Origin of the sequence: Facklamia sp. P13064, from assembly GCF_050409425.1 — a bacterium.
Taxonomy (GTDB): Bacteria; Bacillota; Bacilli; order Lactobacillales; family Aerococcaceae; genus Facklamia.
The window spans coordinates 62,903-85,888 of record NZ_JBNUPM010000001.1 but is presented as its reverse complement, the minus strand read 5'-3'; the positions used below and the strand labels follow the sequence as shown (position 1 = coordinate 85,888).

Below are 22,986 nucleotides of genomic sequence, written 5' to 3'. Positions count from 1 at the left end.
AAAGGAGGAGATTTATTAATGGCAAATAAAGCAGAATTAGTAGAACGTGTAGCTGGAAAAACTAACTTAACAAAGAAAGATGTAACAGCCACTGTTGAAGCATTATTCGAATCAGTTCAAGAATTTTTATCTGAAGGTGAAAAAGTTCAGATTATTGGTTTCGGAACTTTCGAAGTTCGCGATCGTGCAGCTCGTAAAGGACGCAACCCACAAACTGGTGAAGAAATTGAGATTGCAGCCACTAAAGTTCCTGGCTTCAAAGCTGGTAAAGCTTTAAAAGAGGCAGTTAAATAATTAAGCATTAGATTGGTGATGAAAGTTTCTGGCTTTCATCACTTTTTTATTTAGCAGTCTTTATCCTCTAATAGTAATATGAAAATAGATTCAAAGGGATGATCTATTTGGTTGTCTTTGTCTAGCATGGTATAATAGGCTAGACATGGAGGGAACCAAAATGGATAATTTTCTCAGCTTAATGGAGTCTACTAATCAGATTGAGGAGCAATATAAGCTCTTTAAACGCCATTTAAAAAGAATGGATGGAATGGATGAAGCTTTTTTAGCGCAAATATTAGACCGAATGGCTTTTTGGGGTCAATCAGGCTACCGACATCTGCAGATTCAAGCTTATGAAGCTCTTTATCAAAAATTTCCGTCCTCAGTGTTAGCTTTTCTTTTAGGGTATAGTTATTCCGCAGTTAGTCAATATGACAGGGCTTATCAATGGTTGGATAAAGTCGATAAGCAAGACTTGGACCTAGAAGGTCGCTTATTGCTAGCGGATGTCAATCTTAAGCTAGGACACTTAAATGAAGCGCGCAAAGAATTACAAGCTATCATTAACGACCATCCAAGAGATTATCGAGCTTATCATCAAATGAGTGAATTCTATCGCATGCAGGCTATTAATGAAAAAGCAATCTACTATCTTGAGACCTTAATGGAATATTTTATCTCAGAGGCTGATTCTTTAAGGCGCCAATGGCGAACAGATCTCTTAGCCCTTTATTTAAGTAGTGAGAGAATCGACACTGAAAAAATCAGTGCATTATTTGATCAAGATAATGAAGATTTGACGATTGAAACAGCTGATGAATGTTATTTATTGGCGCATTTTTATGCCCAAATTAATGATTTCAATCGATCAAATCATTTCTGCGAGTTAGGCCTTCAAATCGATCCCGACCATTTTGAATTAAGACTCTTACAATTAGAAAATTTAACCTATCTACAAGAAACTAGCCGATTTGCCAATCAGTTAGATCAACTATTAAAAAGCCTACCTCCATATGATGGAGTGGTTATGGATTGCCTGCGTTTGGCTGATCGAATGGGAGTCTTTACAGCCAAGCTCATTCAATTATTGGAGGATTACTACCCTTTATTGGATAATGCTGAGGATCAATTCTTAGTTCTCTCGGCCTATGTGGCTTATTATCTTGATCAAAAAGACTATCAACAGGCAAACTTGTTTATGGAAAAATTTGATTTACAAGCCATTGACGAGTCACTCTTGGCCTATTTAAAAGGCAAAATCTTATTTCATCAAGGACAAAAAGAGCAAGCTAAGGCTTATTTAGATCTAGCATGGGATCAACAAGTTCTTGCTAAAGATTTACCTGACATGATCCAGCAATTGTCCAATCTCTAGTCAATCTTAAAAACTCATGAGGGAGGTAAGACCATGGAAAATATTCAAGATAAACACTTATTTTTAAATTGGATGATTCTCAACCATCCTCATCCCAATCGCGAGATAATGATTTTTTTAGCCTATTTACAAATGAGGCCTAGTGAGCTGCAATGGGTTGAGTTTTCGCATGATGTCATCTATGCTCCAAGAGGAATAAAGATATCCTATCCCCCCTTGCAAGAGCCCCCCTTGGTCTATTATAAAGAAGATTATATCTACCATCAGATTGATCAAGCCTTTCACGATTTCCGGTTGAACTCACTTAAAAAGGGTCAAAGCTTTTACATAGAGTTTGATTTAGCCGATTATCAACTAGAGGCGATGCAAAGAGGCCTTTTAAAAGAAAATCCATTTGTCCCCATCCAAATGAAGGCTTTAGATCAAGTCAATCAAAGCTTACATCAAATTAGTCGCCAAGCTTATAAACAAATGATCATGGAAAAGATTGACGGTGCGTTAGAAACAAATAATTACGATCAAATTGAGCAATGGCTTGATCAATTTCAATCCGGTTTGGAGTGATAGCATGCAAATATCTTTAGAGGATTCGCTTTTTCAAGCGTCTATTCCTGTATTAAAAAAAATTGAGTCTCATGGCTATGAGGCTTATTTTGTTGGAGGGGCCATTCGCGATGTGCTATTAGAAAAATCAATAGGGGATATTGACATTGCGACTTCCGCCTTTCCTCAAGAAATTCAAACCATCTTTCCCAAACACTTTGATGTAGGCATCCAACATGGCACCATTGTGGTTTTATATCAAGGAAACTCTTATGAAATAACTACTTTCCGTACCGAATCGACTTATTCGGATTATCGAAGGCCCGACCATGTAGAATTTGTCAGAAATCTTGAGTTAGATACTTTGAGACGAGATTTCACGATCAACGCCATGGCAGTAGACGCCAAGGGCAATTTATATGATTTTCATGGGGGCTATCAAGATTTGAAAGATAAGTTGCTGAGGGCTGTCGGCGAGCCATTGGAACGTTTTCAAGAAGATGCCTTAAGAATCATGCGTGGCATTCGTTTTGCCTCTCAGTTAGGCTTTCAATTAGAAGAAAAAACTTTCCAAGCCATGTGCCAATTAGCTAGCAATCTGTCTAAAATTTCCATTGAACGCATCCGCATTGAATTAGAAAAGATGATGGCAGGGTCTTATTTAACACAAACCATTTCATCCTTTAAAAAGGCTAAGCTAGACCAAGCTTTCCCTCAAGCCAATCAATTTGATTATGTAGAAGGTTTGACTTACTTGGTAAATCAAACAACAGGACAAGCAGGCCTTAGTCCACTTATCACTTGGTCCTTGCTATTAAAGGGAATGGAAATTAATGATGAAAAGACTCAAAGACACTTGATGAAGCAGTGGACCTTATCTAATCGTTTAATGGATCAAGTAGTCGCTTTTTTAAAGCTTGACCATGAAATTAGCCAGCAGACCTTCACCATCGAAACCGTCTATGGCTATGCTCAAGAAGTGATTGATCAAATGAATACTTATTTAGAAATCACTGATCAAATGGTTACCAAAAAAGAAATAGAAGCTTTAATAAGTAATTTACCTATTAGAAAGCGGCAAGAACTAGCCATTAATGGTATGCAAATTATGCAAGCACTTAAAATGGCAAAAGGTGGGCCGGTGATTGGACAATTGCTCGATCAAATCGAAGCAAAGGTTATTAGAGGAGAATTAACTAACCAAACCGCTGCCATTATTGACTGGCTCAAAGACCAATAAATATATTAAAAGAGAGGAGGGACTTCATGAAATATGCCATCGTCGACCTCGAATCAACCGGACCACGTCTAGACAGTGGAGACCGAATTATTCAAATTGGGGCGGTTCTTATTGATCAAGGTCAAATCATTGGTCAATATGAAATGCTGATTAATCCTGAACGTGAGGTCCCACAAAACATCCAACAATTAACCGGTATCTCACAAGAAGAGGTTGATCAAGCACCTCTTTTTGAATCAGTTGCAAACTTATGGTTCAAGCGTTTAGAAGGTTGTCTTTTTGTAGCGCATAATCTCAACCATGACTTGACCTTTATGCAACACCATTTCCAAGCGTGTGGCTATGATTTTAACCCTTTGGCCATCGATTCCGTCAAGTTAGCTAAAATTATCTTCCCTCAGGCCACAGGATTCAATTTAACAGATTTAAGCTTCTATTTAGACATTCCCTTTAACCAGGCACATCAAGCTTTAGCAGATGCCAAAATAACCGCAAAAATATTAAATGCGATGGCTAGCAAGTGGATGCAACTGCCTAGTAAAACACAAACCCTCTTATTGGATTTAGCTCAGGCTTTAGATAAGCAGGAAATTATTTTCTTTCAACAACCGCAGCAATTCATACTCAATCAAGCAGCAGACACTCAATTAGATAAAAAACCACCATTTGATCAAGAAAATCTTCTAAGTACGAAAGCAAAAGCTCAAATTAATTGGTTGTTAGAAAAAATGCAGACTACAAATCGATTAGTAGTAGAAGGACAATGGCGGCCAATTGATCCACTAGTGGTAAAATATTGGTTGCTTGAAGTTTTAGCTAAAAATAAGTCTTCGCTGGTATTAGCTGTTTCTAGTCAATCGGCTCTCGAAGAATGGGCTACTTTCTTCAAGCAAGAAGAAATCCCTTTTTCTTACTTATTGAGACCGAGTCAATATTTACATTTAGATCATTTTAAACGCTACCTTGATCAAGTGGTGATTTCTCAATTAAATCAGCAAGAAATTTTAGTGATTGCTTCAACCTTAGTCTGGCTAGAAGAGACCCAAACAGGCTTACTGATGGAAATGAACCAAGAATTGAAGATTAGCGATCAAATTAATCGCTTTAATCATGGGCTTTATCCCAATTATCGAGCCTCCTATTTTTACCAAAAAGCTTTATCCAATCATGATAAACAAGCAGTCGTACTGACTCAAACCAGCTATTTGATGGAAGAAGCGAGTCAAGAGGGCAGTTTTAGTAAACAGCAGCTCCTAGTGTGTGATAATCTCAGTCTATTAAGCAGACAATTGTCCTTTTTCCACCAAATTCAGTTGGCTTATAGTCAACTCTTAATTTTGTGCCAACAAGTCTTGGATATCTTATATCATCAGGATCGAACGCATGCTGCTATTCAAGCTTCAATCTTAAGAATGGATCATTTAATTAATCTAATCCGGCAAGTATTGAATCTTTTAGAAAGTGAAATTCAAAATCACCACTTCCGAGCGGTTGAGCGGGAGTCCAGCAGAGAAGTCAAGGTGTCCTTGTCAACTACTCGAGCTATCTTAAGCATTCAACAGCAAATGCATAAGGCTTTAAAAACACTGCTTCAAGAACAAGCATTAAAAGATCTTTTAGCAAGCAAGCCACATCATCTTAAGATAAAAATGCTGCACCTACAGGCCTTTTTAAATAATTTAGACAACTTTCAAGCTAAAATTAGTCAATCCGAAGGTTATTTAACTATTCGTGTCAGCCAAATAGAAGATCGTTATTATCAATTCCAACTGACATGGAAACCCATTCGTTTAGTTCAAGAATATCAACATGCCTTTGAAAGCTTTCAACAAGTCTTACTCTTTAGTCCAGGGGATCTGCATTTTCGCTTAAATAGCGGGAGTTATTATCAGTTAGGACTCGATCTATATAACTACTTGCAATTACCACAACCAATGGAAAAGTTAGTCATTGACGTACCATTCGATTGGATTGCTAAAAAAAGTCAAGATTCTCAAAGAAATCAAGAGCAAGGTCGCTTAATCGGTGAAAACTTGCTTGAAAGCATTGAAGCTGATCAGCTGCCACCCTTAAGTCTGATTATTGTAAACAATCGCCAGCAAGCTATTGATGTTTATCGCCAAATAAAAGGCAAGTTAAAAGATCAAGAACAAGTTCGATTGTTGGGTCAACATGTATCTGGATCCTTAAATAAAATCAGACGGTTGGCTATGGATGATTGTGATACCATTTTAGTCATTCAATGGCAGTCGCTCTTAAATGAAAACTGGCTGTTAGATAAGCGACCTTGCCATATATTCTGGCTGCGCTTACCTTTTAGATCGTTAGAAGATGCTTATATTTTAGCATTAGCAGATCACTTGAATCTGCCGTTCGAACTAATCTTTGATCACTTATTAATCGATCGAATGCTAGTCGATTTTGCCATTGCTTTCGACTATTTAGACCGCCACTTTAACTGTCAAAATTTCTGTTTGTTAGACGATCGTGTCTTTACCAAATATTATTCTAAAGAAATCAGACAGAAGCTTGAACATCTGGTAGAATTTAATTTACAATAAGGAATAGAATATTTTAGAGGGGAAGCATAGAAACTTATGAGTAAACGGACAGTTTCAATCTTGACATTCATCACCTTGTCAATCATGATAGCCTTATTAGCTGTTTTTATGAAAAGTCAGACAGCTTATAACTTGGCTCAAGAAGAAGCAATCGCTTTAGTGACATATGATTATGCGGTAGAAAAGGTTAATAATTTTTATTGGACCACCATTGATCAAGCAACCTTTGCTCTTGATTTTTTTGACGAGAATAATCAGCAACACTATGCTATTATTGAACGAGAAGGTGGAGACATTCATTACTATTCAGTGAACGAATTATTTACTGAAGAAGAAGCAAAATCCGTGACAGCTAGCCAAATTGAAGAGCCAAAGATTATGCAAGCTCGCTTAGGTCTTTATCAATCGGAACCTGTCTGGGAAATGACTTTAAAGAATGACAACAACACCATCACTTATTTTCTACTCTCTGCCAAGACCGGCAAGTGGATTCAAACCATATCAAACATATAAGTAGGAGGAAAATAAATGGAAACTATCACAATGAACCAAGCGGCATCACACTTAAACCAAAAAGTACAAATTAACGCTTGGTTAACAAACAAACGCTCTTCCGGTAAAATTGCCTTTTTACAACTACGTGACGGCAAGACTTACTTCCAAGGAATCGTCTTAAAAGCTGAAGTGGGAGATGAAGTATTCGATACTGTTAAGAGCTTGGGGCAGGAATCAAGTCTAAAACTAATCGGAACTGTTCAAGCTGACGACCGTTCTGCTTTGGGCTATGAACTTTTAGTTCATTCAGTGGAAGTGATCGGCGAAAGTCATGACTATCCAATTACACCTAAAGAACACGGGACAGACTTTTTAATGGACCACCGTCATTTATGGTTGCGTTCTAGTCGCCAGCATGCCATTATGCAAATTCGTAACGAAATTATCCGTGCAACTTATGAATTCTATAATGACCGTGGCTTCATTAAGATTGACCCACCCGTTCTAACTGGGTCAGCACCGGAAGGAACCACTGAACTGTTCCACACTAAGTATTTTGAAGAAGATGCTTATCTTTCTCAATCTGGTCAATTATATATGGAAGCAGCCGCTATGTCCTTTGGTAAAGTCTTCTCATTCGGACCAACTTTTAGAGCGGAAAAATCTAAAACTCGCCGTCACCTGATTGAGTTCTGGATGATGGAGCCTGAAATGGCCTTTACCGACCACGAACAAAGCTTAAAAGTCCAAGAAGAATATGTGGCTTACTTGGTACGTAATACGATTGACAACTGCAGCATGGCCTTGGAAACACTAGGGCGTGATATTGATGTGCTTGAAAAGTATACTCAAGTTCCTTATCCACGTATTGAATACACTGAGGCCGTTCAATTATTAAAAGATAATGGTTTTGATGATATTGAGTGGGGCGATGATTTCGGTTCACCACACGAGACTTTTATTGCTAACCAACATGAACAACCAGTCTTCATTGTCAACTGGCCACGCTCTATCAAACCTTTCTATATGAAAGTCAACCCTGACAACCCAGAAACCGTTTTATGTGCCGATATGATAGCGCCAGAAGGTTATGGCGAGATTATTGGTGGTTCACAAAGGATCGACGATTATGAGACTTTAGCAGAGAATATTAAGGCCTTTAATTTAGATCCAGCCGTTTATGCCTGGTATCTCGATCTAAGAAAATATGGTAATGTGCCCTGTTCTGGTTTTGGTTTAGGTCTTGAAAGAGCTGTTGCTTGGATTTCTGGTATTGAACATATCCGTGAAACATCACCATTCCCACGTTTGTTAAACCGTCTCTACCCATAAAATGTAAGGAGTTGGACCAATGGCAAACTCAGTTTATGATTGGATGAAAACGGGTTACACCATGGTACCGAATCTTTTGATTGATCACTTTGGTCAACTAGGCCTTAATTCAAATGAATTTTTATTTATTACTTATCTCTTGAAGCAAATTAATCAGTCCCAATCTGCAGATACTATTATAAACTTATCCAATCAATTTGCTTGGGAGAGTGACCTTCTCTACGAAACACTCAATTCCTTGTTAGATAAGAACTATCTTAATATTGAATTAGTACCAGATGAAGAGGGTAAACAAACGGACCATTATACCTTGCGTCCCTTGTTTGATAAGTTAGATCAATTAGTGGCTGACCAAAAAACAAGTCAGACAGAAGCTCTGTCCAATAAACAAGTTCAAGCTGACCAGAAAGTTAAGGCCGGACAATTGATTCAAGTCTTTGAAGAAGCATTCGGCCGTTCACTTTCAAGTGTAGAATTAGAAACGCTCTACCAATGGATTCAAAAGGATGGTTATCAGCCAGATCTAGTCTATCAAGCACTTAAAGAAGCGGCTATTCGTCAAGTCTTTAATCTAAAGTATATTGACCGCATACTGCTGAATTGGCAAGAACAAAACATTCATACTGTAGATGAGGCTATAGTGGCAAGCAAGCAATACAACCACCGTAATCAAAGTATTCAATCAGAAAAACCCAATCAAACATCCAAATTTAAAATACCCATTTTAAAATGGCATAACAAGGACTAAAGAACCCGCCTAGCTGATCGGTGAGATTTATCGAACAGCTAGGCTTTATTTTGTACAAATAAAAGCTTCATCTTCCTATATAGGGAGGATGAAGCTTTTGAATAGGAGCCTAAATTTCTAAGGTCCGCCAATACTTTCGACAGTATTCAGTTTGTCTTCTGAATCAGATGGATTAGGATCTGGAGCCAGAGTCGTTTCGCTAATTTCTAAGGTAGTTTCTTCACTAGTAGTCGTTTCTTCGACAGATAAATCAAAGGTAATAATTAATTGATCAGAGGCAGAATGGCCATCGACAATGCGTAAGCCTAATTCATAATAGCCAGGAGCAGGTGCTGGAACTTTAAATTCAGTATCTGTTCCTGAATAGACGATTTCACCATTCAGTCTTAACTCAAAGCTAGCTTGAATGGTTAATGGTTCCCACTTGGCTTCAATTTCTTCAGTCTCTTCATTGTATTCCGCATCGAAACCACTTGGTGAAGCTAATACTTTATAAACAGGTGAAATCTGGGTCGGTTGACTACCTTTTACAAAGAGTTCATTTGACCGCATATTGGCAGGTGTTTGGGGACTTGGTTTTTGCAGTGGCTGGGTATATTTTTCAATTTCAGCTACTTCGACCGAGTCTGGTTTTTGCCAATCAGCTATCGGGACTTCTTGCATCAGATATTGAATCATCTGGCTGTAAATCAGCTGTGGAATAAGTGAATCCTGATAGCTCAATTGATTACCAGCCTTATAAGGATCATCATAGCCCACCCAAGTGGCAATGGCATATTGCGGAGTAAAACCAGCATACCAAGCATCGGGTGCAGCAAAACTTTGTGGATCAATGCCAATTTCCGTTCTTTGTTGGTCGGAATAGTTGGTTGTTCCGGTCTTACCAGCATGGTAGAGACCATTGACGCCCGCTTTTTCAGCAAAGGTTCCAGGAACACCCTTTAAGATATCCACTAACATATAAGCAGTAGAGTCTTTCATAGCTTGACGACTTTCCGCTTGAAATTCTTGAATGGTTCCTGCTTGAGTAACGACTTTGTTAACGGTATAGGGTTTATGATAGTTACCATAATTAGCAATAGTCGCATAGGCAGCCGATAATTGAATGGGCGTCATTTCACCCCCAATGGCATTGGATTCGACTAATTCGCGTTGGTTATTGTTCTTAATATTTATATCCATCTTTTGTAGGAAGGAATAAGACTTGTCTAAGCCCACTTCTTGTAAGAGTTTCAAGGCCGGAATATTACGTGAACCTACTAAGGCTTCTCTAAGTGTTTGTTTTCCCTTGTAGTCTCTATCATAATTATAAATTTCATCCCCCGAGGTATAAGTGTAAGGTTCATCAACGACCGTTTGGCCAGTTGAATAATTGAGGTATTCAATCGCTGGTCCATAATCGGCTAACGGTTTCATAGTGGAACCGATACTGCGGTTAAGGGTGGCTGTGCGGTTAAGTCCCATAGCCACTTCTTGGTTACGTCCACCGGATAGGGCGGTGAGCTGTCCATTATCGACATTGATGATAGAAACAGCTGTTTGCATTTCATCATTAGGGAAGAGATTGCCATTAGCATCTTGAACCGTTTGATAGAGATATTTTTGAGCGTCTATATCGAGATTGGTGTAAATTTCTAGACCATCCGTATAGACATTTAAGTTCATTTTATCTTGAACTTCTTGAGCGACGACATCGATATAGGCATCGACTATTAAGTCCATTTCACTAAGGGTGTCATCATTTAAAGGAGACAGCATGGAAGTCACTGGAATAGCCACAGCTTCATCATATTGAGCCTGACTAATCATTTGACGTTTGAGCATGACCTGTAAGACGGTATCCCGACGCTCTTGGGCGACTTCAGGATAAAGATAGGGATCATACTGCGTAGGGGCTTGCGGTAATCCAGCCAAAAGAGCAGCTTCTGCTAGAGTCAGATCTTTTAAGTCTTTATCAAAGAAAGACCGAGCAGCTGTTTTAGCCCCATAAACATTGTTAGAATAAAACAATTTATTGAGATAGAGAGAGAGGATTTCTTCTTTGGAATATTCTTGCTCCAACTTCAAGGACAACCATGCTTCTTGGGCCTTTCTTTCTAAGGTTTGATCTTCAAATTTAGTGGAAAAAACCGATAATTTGACCAACTGTTGAGTAATGGTAGAACCACCTTGGCGAATGTCACCCGCTCTAAGGTTGGCTATGGCCGCCCCTACAATTCGGATAGGGTCAACTCCTTTGTGTTCCATAAAGCGCGCATCTTCAATGGCTAAGACCGCTTGTTTTAAGACTTCAGGGACTTGATCGGCTGTCATTAGATCGCGGTTCTTACCACCTAGGGTTTTGACCAAATTACCTCTATTATCAAAGACTTTAGAAGAGACTTGACCAGTTAAATCGTCTTGGTCAATCTCAGGGGCTGACATGGCATAATAAGTAAAGAGACCAGCACCAGCTATTAAAGTAAGTAGACCTAAAGACAGGCCTATTATGACAATGCGCTTGAACCAGGTCATGAAATTTGTTTTTGATCTCTTAGGGGGATGTTGTTGATGATATTTTTTTCTTTCTACGCGACTTCCTGTCACCATATTTATTCCTCGTTTCTATTAGAGACTTTTTATTTGACTTCTTCTAAGTAGGCATCCAAGGCACTTAAATAATCGACTGAAATAGGAAATTTGCCTTGGGGACAAGCATAAGCATGGGCTTGAATAAAACTATAAGGGATGCTTTGCTTTTGGTTTTTTTGCAAGAAATTTTCAAGCAGGGGATAGGGAATCAGATAGATTGCATCGTGTACCCTAAAGTAGATCAACAAAAAGACGATGCCTCCTTGCTGGAAGCAAAGCTTCATATGTTCGATTTGATGGTCATGTAAATTGGATAAAGGGAAAGAGGTCTTGTTACGCGTTTCCTTAGTCTCAAAGTCAATATACCTGCCCAGATAGACACCATTATAGTCAGTGGTAGAGGCCTGACGAAAATAGGCTTCAGTAATACGGGCGGCTGATCGTTTGGGGTAATCGACTTTGACAATCTGCACTGGTGTTGGCTTTTTATGAATGACCGCCAGTTGCCGGTTTAAATAATAAGCATTACTCTGATTGATCATTTCTTCAAAGGACATCCCTCGACTACCGTATTGTGTTTTTTGTTTGGATGTTATTTCTTTCCTTTTAAATTTAAAACGCGGACCTTGTCCTGCAGGATAATTAAACATGGACTCACTCCTCAATAAGTCTTATTATAGCGAATTTTTAGTCAGATACCTAGTTTCAATTCAGACTTATTCTAAGACCTAGTCTAACAACAAAAAATGAATTTTATTAGACTTTATTGGTAATATTGATTTGGTGTTTACAAAAGCAGGGAATTTCGTTAAAATGTATGGGTATGTAAATTATATACTAGTCTTGGAGGAAGAATAATTATGACAACTAAATTTGAAAAAAGCTCTATCAATGAAGGAGTTTTAACATTTGAAATTCCAGTAGAAGATATCAACAAAGGCTTAGATAAAGCTTACAATAAAGTACGTAAAAATATCTCTGTACCTGGATTTCGTAAAGGGAAAGTACCACGTCAAATCTTCAACAATGTTTATGGTGAAGCTTCATTATATGAAGAAGTATTAAACCAATTAATCCCAGGCGCCTATCAACAAGCTGTGGAAGAAGCAGAGATTGAAGCGGTTACTCAACCTGAAATTGATATTGAATCAATGGAAAAAGGGAAGCCATGGGTTATTACTGCCAAAGTTACCTTAAAACCAGAAGTTAAATTAGGTGAATACAAGGGCTTAACAGTAGAAAAACAAGACCGCCAGGTAAGCGATGAAGATGTAGAAAAGCGCTTAGAAGAAAAGCGTCAACAATTAGCAGAATTAGTTGTTAAAGAGGATGCAGCGGTTGAAGGCGATACTGTCGTAATCGACTATGAAGGTTTCCGCGACGGGGAACCATTCGAAGGGGGTAAAGGTGAAAACCATTCCTTAGAATTAGGTTCCAATTCATTCATTCCTGGCTTTGAAGATCAACTAGTAGGTGCTAAACCTGGTGATGATGTAGAAGTTAAAGTTACTTTTCCTGAAGAATACCATGCGGAGGAACTGGCTGGTCAAGACGCTATGTTCAAAGTGCGTGTTCACGAGGTAAAAGCAAAAGAATTACCAGAATTCGATGATGAATTTGCTAAAGATGCAGATGACGAAGTAGAAAGCTTGGACGAATTGCGTAATAAAGTACGTGTTCAATTAGAAGAAGAAAAAGAAAAGCAAGCTAAAGAGGTCATTGAAGATTTAGCATTACGTCAAGCGGTTGAAAATGCTGAAATCGTCGAAATGCCTGAAGCAATGGTTCACGAAGAAATCCACCGTCAAATGGATCACTTCTTAAACAACTTGAAGCGTCAAGGAATTAACGAAGATCTATATTACCAAATTTCTGGTAGCACTCGTGAAGATCTCCATGAACAGTTTGCAGAAGAAGCAGACCTAAGAACTAAAACGAACTTAGTCTTAGAAGCAATCGTTGCAAAAGAAAAGATTGATGTCAATGAAGAAGAAGTTAATAAGGAAATTGAATTATTAGCCAGTCAATACGGAATGCCAACTGATCAAGTGAAACAATATGTGACTGAAGATATGTTGAAGTCTGATATTCGCTTGAAGAAAGCCATGAGCTTAATTGTTGACTCTGTTGAAGAAAAATAGGATACTAAAATAGAAGAAATAACAAAAGAGGGATCGCAACAGTCTGATTTTAAAGTGACTTTTGCGTCCCTTTTTAGTCTTATTTAAGTAAGTAAGACCAAAAAGGAGGAAACATGGGAAAGACTACAAATATCAATGATTATTACTGCTCGTTTTGTGGTAAATCACAAGATGAAGTCGATAAGATTATTGCTGGACCAGATGTTTTCATCTGTAACGAATGTGTTGATTTATGCCAATCAATCATTCAAGAAGAGATGCGCTTTGAAAAAGAGCAAGAACCAGTTAAAGTGTTAAAACCGCAAGAGATTGTTGATCAACTAAACCAATATGTGATTGGCCAAGATCAAGCTAAGAAATCTTTAGCCGTGGCAGTTTATAATCATTATAAGCGCATCAACTTTAAAGCCCTTGATGACGATGATGTCGAATTGCAAAAGTCTAATATCTGTATTATCGGTCCGACCGGTTCGGGTAAAACCTACTTAGCCCAGAGCTTGGCTCGCATTATAAATGTTCCTTTTGCCATAGCGGACGCTACCACCCTAACCGAAGCAGGCTATGTGGGGGAAGACGTTGAAAATATCTTACTGAAATTAGTACAAGCTGCTGATTATGATATTGAACGTGCTCAAAAAGGGATTATTTATGTGGATGAAATCGATAAGATTGCACGAAAATCTGAAAACACCTCGATTACCCGTGATGTTTCAGGTGAAGGTGTCCAACAAGCTCTACTTAAAATTTTAGAAGGAACGGTAGCCAATATCCCACCTAAGGGAGGGCGTAAGCACCCTAACCAAGATTATATTCAAATCGACACCTCGCAAATTCTCTTTATTGTAGGTGGAGCCTTTGCTGGCATTGAAACTACGATTAAAGAACGTTTAGGCTCTAAAGTAATTGGTTTTGGTACGGATACTCATCGACAACATAGTGATGAGAATATCATGCAATTAGCCAGTTCAGAAGACTTGCTTAAATTCGGCTTAATTCCCGAATTCATTGGACGATTGCCCATCTTAACGGTCTTGGATCAATTATCACAAGAAGATTTAGTCAGTATCTTAACCCAACCTAAGAACGCTTTGGTTAAACAATACCAACGTCTTTTAGAAATGGAAGATGTCAAACTAGAGTTTGAAGAAGCGGCCTTGGAAGAAATTGCTCACCAGGCTATTATTCGCGACACTGGAGCGCGTGGTTTAAGGTCAATCTTAGAAAACACTATGTTAGATATTATGTTTGAAGTACCACAAAGAGAAGATATTTCACGCATCAAGGTCACAAAAGACACGGTATTGGGCAAAAGTCGCGCCACTTATTATAATAAGAGTAATCGCAAGATAAGCAAATAAAAAATGGGGTAGACGAATGCACATTAAAGAAGCAAAATTTGTAATTTCAGCTGTTCAAGAGTCCCAAGCGCCACAAGATGAAGTGCCTGAGATTGCCCTTGCCGGGCGGTCAAATGTTGGCAAATCCAGTTTTATTAACAAGGTCCTCCAACGTAATAAGTTGGCCCGGACCTCTGGACAGCCTGGTAAGACCCAAACTTTAAACTTTTATTCGGTAAACGACGCTGCTTTTCGTGTCGTGGATGTGCCCGGTTATGGATACGCTCGGGTTTCCAAGCTAAATCGTAAAAATTGGGCCAAGATGAATTTGAATTTTCTACGGCAAAGAAGAAATCTTCGTTTATTAATCCTCTTGATGGATATTCGTCACGAGCCCACTCAATTAGACAAAGCAATGTATCAATTTGCCGAAGAATTAGACATTCCTTTTGCCATTTGTTTGACCAAGGCGGACAAAATCAAAAAAAGCCAATGGAATAAACATTTATCCCTCTATAAGAAAAGTTTAAATTTACCAACAACCGATGCGCTTTTCACTTTTTCATCGGTAACCGGAGAAGGTCGCGAAGATATTTTAGACTTGTTTGAAAGTTTATTAATGGATGAATAGGAGTCAATAAAGTGAAAAAGCTATGTTCTACTTATACCAAGAAGGAATTTTCATGGATTCTACAAGACTGGGCCAATTCTGCCTATTCTTTAATGATCACCACCGCTTTATTCCCTATATTTTATAAGAGTATTGCCACCAATGCGGGGGTCTCTGATGCTAATTCAACAGCTTATCTTGGTTATACCAATGCTATCGGGACGATCGCTGTCGCTATGATGGCTCCTTTTTTAGGGACTTTAGCAGATTTTCCTGGTTACCGTAAAAAATTATTTACCACTGCTACGCTCTTAGGTGTTTTCTCAGTGCTATCGATGATTTTGATTGGTCAAGTTTCTTGGCAGTGGCTATTGGTACTTTATGGCTTTTCAGCTGTCGGTTTTTCGACTGCTAATATTTTTTATGATGCTTCCTTGATGGATGTCACCAGTCGCGACCGTTTGGACTTAGTGTCCTCAGCCGGTTTTGGTTTTGGTTATATCGGAAGTGTGATTCCTTTCTTAATTTTTATGCTTTTACAATTTTCAAGTGGGTTAAAAGAGGGTGTAGTGGTTAATATCGGTTTTCTTTTAACGGCTGTTTGGTGGTTTGTTTTTACCATTCCTTATTGGAAAAATGTCGACCAGGTCTATATGGACCACCCAAAGCAGCCCCATATTATCGCTTCAACTTTAGCTTCTCTCAAAGAAACTCTAACGGAACTAACCAAAGACAAGGTGATTGTTTATTTCTTAATCGGCTATTTCTTCTACATAGACGGGGTAGGAACGATTATCAAAATGGCTACCTCCATCGGAAGTGACCAGGGCTTAACAGCTACTCAGTTAATATTGATGTTGTTAGTGATTCAAATCGTTGCCTTTCCGTGCTCGATTATTTATGGCATCTTAGCCAAACGCTGGGGAAGGCGCACTATGCTTTTTACAGGTATTGGGACCTACATTCTAATTTGTTTAATGGCCCTATCCTTATCCTCTTTTGTGGATTTTATGATCATCGCTATCTTAGTAGGTTCAGCTCAAGGTGGGATTCAATCTCTTAGTCGTTCTTATTTTGGTTCTATTATTCCACTGGAGAAAAACAACCAGCTTTTTGGTATTTATAATATTTTCGGTAAATTTTCATCAGTTTTAGGTACCACCATTCTGGGAATTATTACCCAACTAACGGGCGATTCGCTCAAAGGCTTGTTTGTAATTGTGATTCAATTTATGATGGGTGCCTTCCTACTGTGGAAAGCTAAAAAGCCAATTACTAAAGCTGTTTAAAACAAGCTTGAAATTTTATTAGAGGAGGCAGGCCATGGCCTATATACCGAATGAGGTGATTGATGCTATCAGGCAGTCGGTTAAAATCGAAGACGTTGTCAGTCAATATGTGCAACTGACTAAAAGGGGTCCAGGCTACTCTGCCTCTTGCCCTTTTCATGAAGACAATAACCCATCCTTTTCCATTCATACCGAAAAGCAAATCTTCAAATGCTTCTCTTGTGGTAGAGCGGGCAATGTCTTTGGTTTTATCCAGGAAATTGAATCGCTATCCTTTAAACAAGCGGTTATTAAGGTGGCAGAGTTTGCAGACTACCCTTTGGATTCAAGTTTATTAGCTGAAGATGATTATAGTCCAATTCCTCATCAAGATAAACAATTGTATGCGATCTATGAAAAAGCTAGTCAATTCTATCATTACTTTTTAACTGCTACAGAAAATGGTAATCAAGCTTATGCTTATTTAAGCGATCGTGGCTTAAAGAAGGAAACGATTGATGCCTTTGCTTTAGGGTTAGCGCCTGATAATTCTGAGCTCTTATGGACTTATTTAAAGGATCAGTCTTTCACTGAAGAAGAATTACTGACTTCGGGTATTTTTTACCAAGCTGAAAATAGTCCAGCCATTATCGACCGCTTTCGTGGACGGATTATCTTCCCTTTGAGATCGAATCAAGGAAAGGTTTTAGCCTTTTCTGGACGCCTCTATCAAGCAGGGGACTCTCGCAAGAGTAAGTATGTTAACTCGCCTGAAACCACTATTTTTCATAAGAGTCAGCTGGTTTATAATCTTGATTTGGCACGACCAGCCATTCGCAAGTTAAAACAAATTATAGTTTGTGAAGGTTTTATGGATGTGATTGCACTTTACGAAGCAGGATTCGAACAGGCAGTAGCTACCATGGGGACTAGCTTGACCCATGATCACTTGTCTTATTTGACCAAATTAGCCAATGAAATTCTCTTTGTATTTGATGGCGATGAAGCAGGGCAAAAAGCTACAGCTAAAGCCTTTGAATTGGGAAAAGATTTTCCCAAAGCCCAATTTAAATCAATCCTTTTACCTAGAGGGATGGACCCTGATGAGTGGTTGAAAGCCAGGGGAAAAGAATCCTTCCAAACACTTTTAAACCAAGCACAAACTTCCTTTAATTTTTTCAAAAATTATCACAAGCAATTCTTTCAAATGGATGATAAAGCTGCTGTGGCGGAATATATCGACCGTTTATTAGTTGATTTAAACAAAATCCAATCACCCGTCGAGAAACAATTGTATCTGGTGGAACTTGCTGAAGAATTTCAAATAGCAGAAAGCTTCTTGCAAGAGCGAATGTTGCGCTTGAGTGGAGGTCAAAGAAAGACTGCTAAAAAGCAACCAGCTATCAACCATCATCAACCACCTCCGCAATTACAAAGTGATCAGCAGGCCTTAAAAGTAGATTCTTTTAAAGCCTTTCAAAGTGAAAAATTATGGTTAGGCTTTTTAATGTACTATCAAGAGGCTTGGAATTATTTAGAAAAATTAAATGAGCTGCCATTTCTCTACCATGACTTTTCACAAAAGGCCTTTCTAGCCTTGACGGATTACTATTATCAAGGCAACAAATTGCCTTTAACAGGAATAGTTGGTAATATTGAAGAGGTTCAAGTCAATAGTCTTTTAACGAATGTAATGTGGGATTTTGAACCGATTGGTTATCAAGATCAAGCGATGACCGACTGTTTAAATACCATCCAAATCGCCTTTTTAGAACAAGAAATTGAAGAATTAAAGACCCAATTTAAACAATATCACCAACAGCAAGAAGCCGATAAGGCAACCGAGGTGATTAATCGCTTAATGGTGTTGCAAAGAAAATTAAAGACAAAAGAATAGGGGGCTTACTTTATGGCAAAAGAAAAGAAAGACAATAAAGCAAGTAAAAATGAATTAAAGCTGACTTTAGACCAGGCCACTGAAAAGCTGATAAAAGAAAAGAAAATTCTCGGTCAAGTTCACTATGATGACTTGAGCAATCAATTAGCCATTCCATATAAATTAGATGCCAATGGCATTGATAAGCTCATTCAAAAGGTGGAAGACCAAGGGATTGCGGTAGTAGGTGATGATGGTGGACCAACCAAGCAACAAATGGTTAGAGCAGAAGACGTTAAACCAGAAGAAGTCCTAACAGCCGCCCAAAAAGCAGCCGCTTCAAAAATAAAGGTAGCAGATCCTGTTCGTATGTATTTAAAAGAAATTGGTCGTGTCGATCTATTAAATGCAGATGAAGAGGTCGAATTGGCCAAGCGTATCTTAGAAGGCGATGAATTAGCTAAGCAAGAATTGGCTGAAGCCAACCTTCGTTTAGTAGTATCGATTGCTAAGCGTTATGTGGGTCGTGGTATGTCCTTCTTAGACCTCATTCAAGAAGGGAATATGGGCTTGATGAAGGCGGTTGAAAAGTTTGACCATACTAAAGGGTTCAAATTCTCAACTTACGCTACTTGGTGGATTCGTCAAGCCATCACACGAGCCATTGCCGACCAGGCGCGAACCATTCGCATCCCGGTTCATATGGTGGAAACCATCAACAAATTAGTAAGAGTCCAAAGACAATTGTTACAAGACCTGGGTAGAGAACCGACGCCTGAAGAAATCGGAGCAGAAATGGATTTACCAACTGAAAAAGTACGTGATATCTTAAAAATTGCTCAAGAACCGGTCTCTTTGGAAACCCCCATTGGTGAAGAGGACGATTCGCACTTAGGTGATTTTATTGAAGACGAAGGCGCCTTAAGTCCAGAAGATCATACGGCTTCAGCCCTCTTAAGGGAACAGTTAGAGGATGTGTTGGATACCTTAACTGACCGTGAAGAAAATGTTCTACGCTTACGCTTCGGCTTGGATGATGGCAATATTCGCACCCTTGAACAAGTCGGTAAGGTTTTTGGTGTAACGCGTGAGCGTATTCGTCAAATCGAAGCCAAAGCTTTGAGAAAATTACGCCATCCTAGTCGGTCTAAACAATTAAAAGACTTTATCGAATAGAATAAGACAAGAAAAACTCCTTCATACGCTTAAATGAGCGGAAGGAGTTTTTCGTGTTTAAGCCTTTACTTGCGAAAGCGCTTTAATCGTTTTATACTTAAGGTAGGCAAAAGGGGGAAGATTAATGGAAAGTTATTTATTAAAGAACGGTGTCAAGATTCCTAAAATTGGTTTTGGTACTTGGAAGTTAAAAGAAGGTGAAGAAGCCTATCAAAGTGTCCTTCATGCCTTAAAGGTAGGCTATCGTCACATTGATACTGCTCAAGTCTATGGCAATGAAGCCAGTGTCGGTCGAGCCATTAAAGATTCAGGTATTCCACGTGAAGAGATCTTTCTAACTACTAAAATTTGGAATGACAAGCATTCCTACAGTCTAGCCAAGCAAGCGGTGGAAGAATCCATGCAAAAGTTGCAAGTAGATTATTTAGACCTTTTGTTAATTCACTGGCCTAATCCCGTTCACTTACGCAAGGACAAGGCATGGATGCAAGCTAATCAAGAAGTTTGGCAGTTGATGGAAGAATTATATCAAGATGGAAAACTAAAAGCCATTGGGGTGTCCAATTTCATGGTTCATCACTTAGCTGCTTTACTAGCCTCTGTCAAGATAAAGCCCATGGTTAACCAAGTCTTACTCGCTCCGGGAACTACGCAAGAGAATTTAGTTAATTTTTGCCAACAACATGATATGGTTCTAGAAGCCTATAGTCCGCTAGGAAGTGGTAGTCTTTTTGAGCAAGTGCCAGTCGAAGAAATAGCAAAAAAATATAAGAAAAGTGTTGCGCAAGTTGCCCTAAGATGGTCGCTTGATAAAGGCTTTCTGCCCTTACCCAAATCAAAAACACCGGCTAATATTGAATCGAACCTAGACATTTTTGACTTTGAGCTAGAAGCAGAAGACCGCAAAAAGTTGGATCAATTAGAGGGGGTGAAAACACAAAGCGACCCTGATCAAGTTGACTTTTAAAAAAGGAACTTTAAACAGATGACCCGGAAGCTTTAATAGCTTTCCGGCTTTTTTTATGATTGAGTGCGTCTAGCTGAATAATAAAAATTTATTAAATATTTACTTAAGTAAGCTATATATTATCGACAAATTGGTTTATAATAAGCGCATAATAGTGACTTTAAGAATGAAAGGAAGGATCAATTGACTTATCAATTATTATTATTTGATTTAGATAACACCTTATTTAATTTTAATCAAGCCCAAGACCAAGCCTTACTTGAATTCTTAAGCCAAGAAGGGGTTCCCCAGCAAGCTATTCCTCGTTTTATTGACTACTATGTTTTGCTCAATCATTCTTTATGGGACAAGTTAGAGTTAGGGTTAATTGATCGGCAAACACTAATTTCTAGTCGTTTTGCCTTATTATTTGATCACTTTGGTTATCAGCGGGATGGGGTAGAATTGGCTCAAGCCTATCAAAAGTGTATAGGCAGACAAGCCCAGCTAATTGAAGGTGCAAGAAGCTTCCTCGATGCTTGTCTTAAGGAGGGGAAGCGTCTGTTTGCCATTTCCAACGGTATTTCTGCTATTCAAAGGGCGCGCTTAGAACATGCAAAGTTGAATCCTTATTTTGAAGCAATTTTTATTTCAGAAGAGATTGGCCATGTGAAGCCTTCTAAAGGCTTTTTCGATTATGTCGCTGAAAATATAAGAGAATTCAATTCTAAAAGGACACTCGTTATTGGCGACTCCTTGAGTGCTGATATTCAAGGCGCCTTAAACGCAGGGCTTGATTGTGTTTGGTTTAATCATTTGAATGAAAACAAACAGTCCCACTTACCGGCCAATTATGTGGTCGATAACTATAATGATTTAGCCAAAATCATCTACAGATAAAAAATAGGTAGTCTCAAAAATGCTTTTCTAGTATATAATAGACTTATGAAAGGGAGTATCGGATGAATATCGAAAGACTATCTCAACGACTGGAAAAAGTTGCGCAATATATCGTTCAATATGGTCAAGCGCCGATTCGGTTGGCAGATATCGGTAGTGATCACGCTTATTTACCATGTAATTTACTTAAAAACAAACAGATAGAATTTGCAGTGGCAGGTGAGGTAGTGGAAGGACCTTATTTATCGGCTGTGAAACAAGTCAATGAAAGTCAATTGCAAGATAAAATCATCGTCCGTCTTGGCGATGGCTTTGCGGCAGTTGAAACCAGTGATGCCATTAATACAGCAGCTATCTGTGGTATGGGAGGTGGTTTGATTGTCTCCATCTTAGAAGCAGGTTATCATGCGGGAAAATTACCAAAACTCTTAGTCTTACAAGCTAACACAGCAGTTGCCAAAGTCAGAGCCTGGTTACAAGATCATTATTACCATATTCTTAACGAATGCTTTATTGATGAAAAGGGGCAATTTTATGAAGTAATGGTTGCTCAAAAGCAAGCAGAAAAAGCAATTTACACTGATAAAGAAATCATGTTTGGTCCCATACATTTGACTCAAAGGGGGCCAATCTTTGAAGATTACTGGCATAATGAATTAAACCACCACCATTTTATTCTTAATCAGTTGTTTCATGGAGTAGAATATGAGCAAATGGCCCAAGACCGCAAAAATAAGGTAGACATTATTCAAGCCGAAATAGATAAAATAGAGGAGGTGGTAGACTATGACAAAGCTCTTTTTTAAAGAGTTAATGGCTTATCTCGATCAAAAATATCCTGCGGCTTATGCCGAAGAGTGGGATAAGGTCGGCTTACACTTTGGCCATCCTGAACAAGCGATTAAAAAGGTGATGGTCGCTTTGGATATGCGACCACAAGTGGTTGAAGAGGCTATTGAAGAAGATGTAGATAGCTTGATTTTACACCATCCGCCCCTCTTCAAAGCAATCGAGCGTTTCGACCAGTCTAAGCCCCAGATAAAAATGTATCAAAGAACCATTCAAGCAGGCATCAATGTCTTTGCCATGCACACCAATTATGACGCCGCCCCTGGTGGCATGAATGATATTTTGGCTCAAGCTATGAAGTTAACTGATATTAAACCCTTAATCGATCTAGAAGAAGGACAGGTAGCGATTGGCCGGATAGGCAACTTGCCTCGAGCTCTAACGCGCCATGAACTCTTTGCCTATGTCAAGCAAGTCTTCAAACGACCTGCTTTAACAGTGATTGAAAAAGTCCCGCAAGCCACTTATCAACGAGTTGCTATTGTAGGCGGAGCCGGAGCCAGCTTTATGAACCAGGTCGAAAAGGTCCAAGCCGATGTCTTTATTACCGGAGATATCAGCTTCCATACAGGGCATGATCTATATGAAAAGCCCTTTATGACTATTGATGCCAGTCATTATATTGAGCATTTATTTATTGAGGTCGAAGTGGCCAGAATAAAAGAAGCTATCGAACAAAAGGGTTGGGATCTTGAAGTGATTGCTTCCACAGTTTCCACTGATCCCTTTACTTATGAATAAA

At 38.8% G+C, this 22,986-nt stretch carries 20 protein-coding genes; 18 read left to right on the top strand and 2 right to left on the bottom strand.

Going from position 1 to position 22,986, the window contains the following annotated elements; all coding sequences use genetic code 11:
• The first annotated feature begins 18 nt into the window (after positions 1 to 18).
• The 8 genes from ACQV2S_RS00410 to ACQV2S_RS00375 all read left to right on the top strand — a co-directional run bounded on the left by ACQV2S_RS00410 (position 19) and on the right by ACQV2S_RS00375 (position 8,570).
• Positions 19 to 294, top strand: coding sequence for an HU family DNA-binding protein (locus ACQV2S_RS00410; RefSeq protein ID WP_428873710.1), 276 nt, complete (start codon positions 19 to 21; stop codon positions 292 to 294).
• A gap of 160 nt (positions 295 to 454) precedes the next feature.
• Positions 455 to 1,651 carry a tetratricopeptide repeat protein gene (locus ACQV2S_RS00405; protein ID WP_428884812.1) on the top strand — a complete coding sequence of 399 codons (1,197 nt, stop codon included), beginning with the start codon at positions 455 to 457 and terminating at the stop codon, positions 1,649 to 1,651.
• Between the two features lie 33 nt (positions 1,652 to 1,684).
• Positions 1,685 to 2,215 (top strand): YpiB family protein, encoded by a 531-nt coding sequence (locus ACQV2S_RS00400; RefSeq protein ID WP_428873708.1) that lies wholly within the window; start codon positions 1,685 to 1,687, stop codon positions 2,213 to 2,215.
• Between the two features lie 4 nt (positions 2,216 to 2,219).
• Positions 2,220 to 3,434: a CCA tRNA nucleotidyltransferase gene (locus tag ACQV2S_RS00395; protein WP_428884811.1), complete on the top strand. Its 1,215-nt coding sequence runs from the start codon at positions 2,220 to 2,222 to the stop codon at positions 3,432 to 3,434.
• A gap of 26 nt (positions 3,435 to 3,460) precedes the next feature.
• The gene (locus tag ACQV2S_RS00390; RefSeq protein WP_428884810.1) at positions 3,461 to 5,995 is read left to right on the top strand and encodes a 3'-5' exonuclease; all 2,535 of its coding nucleotides are present in this window, start codon (positions 3,461 to 3,463) and stop codon (positions 5,993 to 5,995) included.
• 36 nt (positions 5,996 to 6,031) lie between these two features.
• Positions 6,032 to 6,508, top strand: coding sequence for a hypothetical protein (locus ACQV2S_RS00385; RefSeq protein ID WP_428873705.1), 477 nt, complete (start codon positions 6,032 to 6,034; stop codon positions 6,506 to 6,508).
• 15 nt (positions 6,509 to 6,523) lie between these two features.
• Entirely contained in the window at positions 6,524 to 7,822 is a 1,299-nt protein-coding gene (gene asnS / locus ACQV2S_RS00380; protein WP_428874784.1) for an asparagine--tRNA ligase, read from the top strand.
• 19 nt (positions 7,823 to 7,841) lie between these two features.
• Positions 7,842 to 8,570, top strand: coding sequence for a DnaD domain-containing protein (locus tag ACQV2S_RS00375; protein ID WP_428875889.1), 729 nt, complete (start codon positions 7,842 to 7,844; stop codon positions 8,568 to 8,570).
• A gap of 117 nt (positions 8,571 to 8,687) precedes the next feature.
• On the opposite strand, the gene ACQV2S_RS00370 is transcribed toward ACQV2S_RS00375, so the two are convergent.
• Both ACQV2S_RS00370 and recU read right to left on the bottom strand, forming a co-directional pair.
• Positions 8,688 to 11,159, bottom strand: coding sequence for a transglycosylase domain-containing protein (locus tag ACQV2S_RS00370; RefSeq protein ID WP_428884809.1), 2,472 nt, complete (start codon positions 11,157 to 11,159; stop codon positions 8,688 to 8,690).
• A 29-nt stretch (positions 11,160 to 11,188) separates the two neighbouring features.
• Positions 11,189 to 11,791 (bottom strand): Holliday junction resolvase RecU, encoded by a 603-nt coding sequence (gene recU, locus ACQV2S_RS00365; RefSeq protein ID WP_428873701.1) that lies wholly within the window; start codon positions 11,789 to 11,791, stop codon positions 11,189 to 11,191.
• A gap of 210 nt (positions 11,792 to 12,001) precedes the next feature.
• On the opposite strand from recU, the gene tig reads away from it, so the two are divergent.
• From tig to ACQV2S_RS00315, 10 genes are all read left to right on the top strand, one after another.
• Positions 12,002 to 13,282 (top strand): trigger factor, encoded by a 1,281-nt coding sequence (tig, locus tag ACQV2S_RS00360; RefSeq protein ID WP_428884808.1) that lies wholly within the window; start codon positions 12,002 to 12,004, stop codon positions 13,280 to 13,282.
• A gap of 113 nt (positions 13,283 to 13,395) precedes the next feature.
• A complete protein-coding gene (gene clpX, locus ACQV2S_RS00355; protein WP_428875885.1) occupies positions 13,396 to 14,640 on the top strand; it encodes an ATP-dependent Clp protease ATP-binding subunit ClpX in 1,245 nt (414 codons plus the stop codon).
• A 16-nt stretch (positions 14,641 to 14,656) separates the two neighbouring features.
• On the top strand, positions 14,657 to 15,250 hold the full coding sequence (gene yihA / locus ACQV2S_RS00350; RefSeq protein ID WP_428873631.1) for a ribosome biogenesis GTP-binding protein YihA/YsxC: 594 nt from the start codon (positions 14,657 to 14,659) through the stop codon (positions 15,248 to 15,250).
• Positions 15,251 to 15,261: 11 nt separating this feature from the next.
• The gene (locus ACQV2S_RS00345; protein WP_428884807.1) at positions 15,262 to 16,518 is read left to right on the top strand and encodes an MFS transporter; all 1,257 of its coding nucleotides are present in this window, start codon (positions 15,262 to 15,264) and stop codon (positions 16,516 to 16,518) included.
• Between the two features lie 34 nt (positions 16,519 to 16,552).
• The gene (gene dnaG, locus ACQV2S_RS00340) at positions 16,553 to 18,394 is read left to right on the top strand and encodes a DNA primase (RefSeq protein WP_428884806.1); all 1,842 of its coding nucleotides are present in this window, start codon (positions 16,553 to 16,555) and stop codon (positions 18,392 to 18,394) included.
• Between the two features lie 12 nt (positions 18,395 to 18,406).
• Positions 18,407 to 19,549, top strand: coding sequence for an RNA polymerase sigma factor RpoD (rpoD, locus tag ACQV2S_RS00335; RefSeq protein ID WP_428873634.1), 1,143 nt, complete (start codon positions 18,407 to 18,409; stop codon positions 19,547 to 19,549).
• Between the two features lie 124 nt (positions 19,550 to 19,673).
• Positions 19,674 to 20,516: an aldo/keto reductase gene (locus tag ACQV2S_RS00330; RefSeq protein WP_428873635.1), complete on the top strand. Its 843-nt coding sequence runs from the start codon at positions 19,674 to 19,676 to the stop codon at positions 20,514 to 20,516.
• 183 nt (positions 20,517 to 20,699) lie between these two features.
• Positions 20,700 to 21,395, top strand: a complete 696-nt coding sequence (locus tag ACQV2S_RS00325; protein WP_428884805.1) for a YjjG family noncanonical pyrimidine nucleotidase — start codon at positions 20,700 to 20,702, stop codon at positions 21,393 to 21,395.
• A gap of 62 nt (positions 21,396 to 21,457) precedes the next feature.
• Positions 21,458 to 22,201, top strand: coding sequence for a tRNA (adenine(22)-N(1))-methyltransferase (locus ACQV2S_RS00320; protein ID WP_428884804.1), 744 nt, complete (start codon positions 21,458 to 21,460; stop codon positions 22,199 to 22,201).
• Positions 22,182 to 22,985 carry a Nif3-like dinuclear metal center hexameric protein gene (locus ACQV2S_RS00315; protein ID WP_428884803.1) on the top strand — a complete coding sequence of 268 codons (804 nt, stop codon included), beginning with the start codon at positions 22,182 to 22,184 and terminating at the stop codon, positions 22,983 to 22,985. The genes ACQV2S_RS00320 and ACQV2S_RS00315 overlap by 20 nt, the downstream gene beginning before the upstream one ends.
• Position 22,986: the final 1 nt, after the last annotated feature.

Coding starts and splice junctions, on each gene's coding strand:
- ACQV2S_RS00410 (WP_428873710.1), top strand. CDS start 19: ATGGCAAATAAAGCAGAATTAGTAGAACGTGTAGCTGGAAAAACTAAC.
- ACQV2S_RS00405 (WP_428884812.1), top strand. CDS start 455: ATGGATAATTTTCTCAGCTTAATGGAGTCTACTAATCAGATTGAGGAG.
- ACQV2S_RS00400 (WP_428873708.1), top strand. CDS start 1,685: ATGGAAAATATTCAAGATAAACACTTATTTTTAAATTGGATGATTCTC.
- ACQV2S_RS00395 (WP_428884811.1), top strand. CDS start 2,220: ATGCAAATATCTTTAGAGGATTCGCTTTTTCAAGCGTCTATTCCTGTA.
- ACQV2S_RS00390 (WP_428884810.1), top strand. CDS start 3,461: ATGAAATATGCCATCGTCGACCTCGAATCAACCGGACCACGTCTAGAC.
- ACQV2S_RS00385 (WP_428873705.1), top strand. CDS start 6,032: ATGAGTAAACGGACAGTTTCAATCTTGACATTCATCACCTTGTCAATC.
- asnS (WP_428874784.1), top strand. CDS start 6,524: ATGGAAACTATCACAATGAACCAAGCGGCATCACACTTAAACCAAAAA.
- ACQV2S_RS00375 (WP_428875889.1), top strand. CDS start 7,842: ATGGCAAACTCAGTTTATGATTGGATGAAAACGGGTTACACCATGGTA.
- ACQV2S_RS00370 (WP_428884809.1), bottom strand. CDS start 11,159: ATGGTGACAGGAAGTCGCGTAGAAAGAAAAAAATATCATCAACAACAT.
- recU (WP_428873701.1), bottom strand. CDS start 11,791: ATGTTTAATTATCCTGCAGGACAAGGTCCGCGTTTTAAATTTAAAAGG.
- tig (WP_428884808.1), top strand. CDS start 12,002: ATGACAACTAAATTTGAAAAAAGCTCTATCAATGAAGGAGTTTTAACA.
- clpX (WP_428875885.1), top strand. CDS start 13,396: ATGGGAAAGACTACAAATATCAATGATTATTACTGCTCGTTTTGTGGT.
- yihA (WP_428873631.1), top strand. CDS start 14,657: ATGCACATTAAAGAAGCAAAATTTGTAATTTCAGCTGTTCAAGAGTCC.
- dnaG (WP_428884806.1), top strand. CDS start 16,553: ATGGCCTATATACCGAATGAGGTGATTGATGCTATCAGGCAGTCGGTT.
- rpoD (WP_428873634.1), top strand. CDS start 18,407: ATGGCAAAAGAAAAGAAAGACAATAAAGCAAGTAAAAATGAATTAAAG.
- ACQV2S_RS00330 (WP_428873635.1), top strand. CDS start 19,674: ATGGAAAGTTATTTATTAAAGAACGGTGTCAAGATTCCTAAAATTGGT.
- ACQV2S_RS00320 (WP_428884804.1), top strand. CDS start 21,458: ATGAATATCGAAAGACTATCTCAACGACTGGAAAAAGTTGCGCAATAT.
- ACQV2S_RS00315 (WP_428884803.1), top strand. CDS start 22,182: ATGACAAAGCTCTTTTTTAAAGAGTTAATGGCTTATCTCGATCAAAAA.